The sequence below is a fragment of the Halolamina salina genome (genome assembly GCF_042678005.1).
Classification (GTDB): domain Archaea; phylum Halobacteriota; class Halobacteria; order Halobacteriales; family Haloferacaceae; genus Halolamina; species Halolamina salina.
Genome location: NZ_JBHUDH010000039.1, coordinates 30,070 through 34,050, shown reverse-complemented (window position 1 = coordinate 34,050; position 3,981 = coordinate 30,070). Strand labels below are relative to the sequence as shown.

The window sequence follows — 3,981 nt, the reverse complement described above, 5'->3', positions numbered from 1 at the left end:
CCGCCGGCGTCGGCGCCGCCACGGGGCGGCTCCGAGTTCAGGCCGACGCCCGCGAGCGTCAGCACCACCAGCACGGCCGGCGAGAAGAACGCGAAGAAGTAGTACGGCGCGTACTCGGTGAAGATGAAGAACGTCTGGTTCTGCAGGCCGAACACGCCGGACATGAACACGCCGCCGGCGTGCCACGGCAGCAGCGCACCCGTCGGCGTCCCGACCGACTCGATGGCTCGCGAGAGCACGGAGCTGTCGAGGTCGTGCTCCTCGAACAGTTCACGCAGCGTCATCCCGGGGACGACGATGCTCATGTACTGCTGGGCGGAGAACGCGTTGACGAAGAACGCCGAGATACCGGTGCCGATCACGAGGCTGCGCTGGCCCGTGATGGCGCCGGTGAGGCCGGAGGCGAGCCTCGAGAGCACGCCGAGCCGGTCGAGCAGCCCGCCCAGCGAGAGCGCGAGCACGACGACCGAAATCGTCCACGCCGACCCGGACAGCCCGCCGCTTGCGAGCAGGTCGTTGACCAGCGTGACGCCGGTCTCCGGCGCGGTACCGTTGAGGAACACCGCCCACGCGTCCGTGAACGGCCGGCCCTGTACCAGCACCGTGGTTCCGACGCCCGCGAACACGCCCGCAACGAGCGACGCGAGCGCGGGGATGCCGCGGATCGCCAGCGCGAACGTGACGAGCAGCGGGACGAACACCAGCGGGCCGAGTTCGTACGTGCCCACGAGCGCGCCGCGGATCTCCGTGACCCGCCCCACCGGGATGGCGCCGCCGGCGCGGAGTCCCAGCGCGCCGTAGAGCAGGACCGAGAGCCCGAACGCGATGGCGGTCCCCAGCCGCATCGAGAGGATGTGGTCGTAGAGTTCGGTGTCGGTCACCGCCGCCGCGAGGTTGGTCGTGTCCGACAGCGGCGACTGCTTGTCGCCGGCGTAGGCGCCGGACAGCACCGCCCCCGCAGTCATCGGGACGGGGATCCCGAGCCCCGAGCCGATCCCGGCGAAGGCGACGCCCAGCGTCCCCGCGGTGGTCCACGAGGAGCCAATCGAGAACGCGACGATGGCCGCCAGTATCGCCGTCGCGGGCAGGAACGTCTTGGGCGTGAGGATCCCCAGCCCGTAGTGCATCAGCCCCGGGATCGTCCCGGCGGAGATCCACGTCGCGATCAGCGCGTAGATTGTGAAGAGGATCAGGATCGCCTGCAGTCCCATCCGCAGGCCGTGTTCGACCCCGTCGGCGAGGTCGGCGTACCCCACGCCGATCCAGTACCGACCGACCAGCGCCGCGAACACGACGCTCCAGAGCAGCGGCGCGTGGGGCGCCATCCCCAGCAGCCCGGAGCCGACACCGAGGAAGACGACGACCCCCAGCGTCGGCACGAGCGCCTGTTCCAGCGTCGGCGACACGTCGAGCGAGCTGTCCGTCGTCGAACCATTCGCAGAACTCATTTTCGTAGTCGATACGATTACCTTTGGAAATAAATGCCTGACGGGACGGGCGGAATTTGGTGATTGGTGGCACCCGTCACTGCCTGTTCGAGATCGCGACCGGGCAACGGCGGGACGACGGCGACTGCGACGCCGACACAGCGAGGCCTCGCCCGCCGACGCCCGGAACGCCCTGCTTCGGGTTCGTGGGAAAAATTCCCACGTGACTACCTCACGCTGGTTTCCCCGATCGGAGGGTTTTTGACTAACTGAACAGTCTGACTAACCAGTCAGTCAGTATGAGTACGGGAGAGTCGACGAGCGATATCACCGAGGGAACGTACCGCGCGCTCTGCAAGCACGGGTACGCGGACGTGACCATGGAAGACATCGCCGCCGAGACGGACAAGAGCAAGTCAGCCCTCCACTACCACTACGACAGCAAGCACGACCTGCTGGTCACGTTTTTCGACGATCTGCTGGAGAGCTTCACCGAGCGACTCGACGCCGTCGAGGGGGAGACCGCCTACGACCGGCTGCTGGACCTGATCGACACGGTCCTGCTCCCGCCGGACGACGACTCCCCGGATCGGGGGTTCCAGACGGCGATACTGGAGATGAAGGCACAAGGTCCCTACGACGAGGCGTTTCGCCAACACCTGCAGGCCCACGACCGGACGCTACGTGACCACGTCGAGGAGCACCTCGCCGCGGGCGTCGAGAACGGCGAGTTCCGGTCGGACCTCGACGTGGAGGCGTCGGCGGACTTCCTCGTGACCGTGTTCAACGGCGCCCAGACCCGCTGTGTCGCCGTCGGGCGCCCGATCGAGGAGACCCGCGAGACGCTGCGGGCCCACATCGACTCGATGATCGTCGCCGACGGGGGTGGCCGGTGAGCCTCCGCGACCGGCTCGCGGGCGCTCGACGGCTGTTCGAGCGGGCGTTCAATCAGGAGGAGCTGGACCTGACGGAGGGCGGCATCGCCAAGCCGCTGTTCATCCTCGCGATCCCGATCGTCATCACGAACCTGTTCCAGACCGCCTACAACCTCGCGGACACGTTCTGGGTCGGCCGCTACAGCACCGACGCGCTGGCGGCGATCAGCTTCGCGTTCCCGATGGTGTTCCTGCTGATCTCGATGGGGATGGGGCTGTCCGTCGCCGGCAGCGTGATGATCGCCCAGAACATCGGTGCCGGCGACGAACGGGAGGCCGACTACGCCGCCTCCCAGACGGTGTCGTTCGCGGTCGTCACCTCGATCGTGCTGGGCGTGATCGGCTACTTCGTCGTCGACACGCTCGTCGAGATATACGGCGCCTCGGACAGCGTGAAGCCGCTGGCGGTCAACTACATGGAGGTGATCTCGCTGGGGCTGGTGTTCATGTTCGGCTTCATCATGTTCATCTCCCTGATGCGCGGGGCCGGCGACACGGTGACGCCGATGCTGGTGATGGCGCTCTCGGTGATCGTCAACATCTTCCTGGATCCCTTCTTCATCTTCGGGTTCCAGGAGAACCCCCTGTTCGCGATGATCGGGATGCCCGGGCTGCAGGAGCAGCTGTTCGCGATGACGGGCTACACGGGCGACGGCCTCAAGGGCGCCGCCATCGCGACGATCTTGTCGCGGGCGCTGGCGTTCGTGATCGGGTTGGGGATCATGTTCCGCGGGAATCAGGGCGTCCAGATCCGGCTCGGGGATATGGCGCCCGACCTCGACTTCGCGCGGCGCATCCTCCAGATCGGCGTGCCCGCCTCCGTCGAGGGCGTGGGCCGGGCGCTCTCGGTGAACCTCCTGCTGATCGTCGTCGGCCTGTTCGCGACGCCGGTCGTGTCGGCGTACGGGATCGGCACGCGCGTGCTCTCGGTCGTGTTCATGCCCGCGATCGCGATGGCCCGCGGGGTGGAGACGATGAGCGGGCAGAACATCGGCGCAGGCAAGCCCGATCGGGCCGCGGCGAACGCCGCGTTCGCGTCGAAAGCCTCCTTCCTGATCCTCTCGGCGGTAGGCGTGGTCGCGTTCGTCTGGGCCGAGCCGATCGTCTCGATCTTCGTCGGCGCCGACCAGCCCGACGCGGGTCGGGTGATCGAGGTCGGCGCGCAGTTCATGCGGTTCGTCGCGCCGACGTTCGGCTTCATGGGGATCATGCGCGCCTACAACGGCAGCTTCCGCGGGGCGGGGAAGACGACCGTCGCCGCGGTTATCTCCGTCGGGACGCTGATGGTGTTCCGGCTGCCGATCGCCTGGCTGGGCTCCCAGACGTTCAACCTCGGCCCGGACGGGCTCTGGCTCTCCTTCGCGCTCTCGAACGTGTTCGGCGCGACGCTGGCGTACCTCTGGTACCAGCGCGGGACGTGGCGGAGCGTTGAGTTGGATCGAACACCGGGACCGGCGCCCAGTGACGACTGATTGGGAACGGAAACAGGAGTAACAGCGCTATTTCCTTCCGTTCGTGGCTGTAACCGCGATTATTTGGTATCTGTGGCGTTCGTGACTGCAACCGCGACAGCAGCTTGATCGTTGACCACTTGCGACCGCACCGCCCCGCACAGCCCT

The 3,981-nt window shown here is 67.2% G+C and carries 3 protein-coding genes; 2 read left to right on the top strand and 1 reads right to left on the bottom strand.

Translation table 11 applies throughout. The features are described 5' to 3' along the window. The coding region (arcD, locus tag ACFR9S_RS05085; RefSeq protein WP_379818195.1) for an arginine/ornithine antiporter ArcD at window positions 1-1,448 on the bottom strand (1,448 nt) is incomplete at its 3' end. A 278-nt stretch (window positions 1,449-1,726) separates the two neighbouring features. On the opposite strand from arcD, the gene ACFR9S_RS05080 reads away from it, so the two are divergent. Next, entirely contained in the window at window positions 1,727-2,323 is a 597-nt protein-coding gene (locus ACFR9S_RS05080; RefSeq protein ID WP_379731901.1) for a TetR/AcrR family transcriptional regulator, read from the top strand. Next, window positions 2,320-3,834: an MATE family efflux transporter gene (locus ACFR9S_RS05075; RefSeq protein ID WP_379818194.1), complete on the top strand. Its 1,515-nt coding sequence runs from the start codon at window positions 2,320-2,322 to the stop codon at window positions 3,832-3,834. The genes ACFR9S_RS05080 and ACFR9S_RS05075 overlap by 4 nt, the downstream gene beginning before the upstream one ends. Window positions 3,835-3,981 lie beyond the last annotated feature (147 nt).

Bases quoted from the DNA above. Each gene is read 5' to 3' on its own strand.
- ACFR9S_RS05080 (WP_379731901.1), top strand. From the start codon at position 1,727: ATGAGTACGGGAGAGTCGACGAGCGATATCACCGAGGGAACGTACCGC.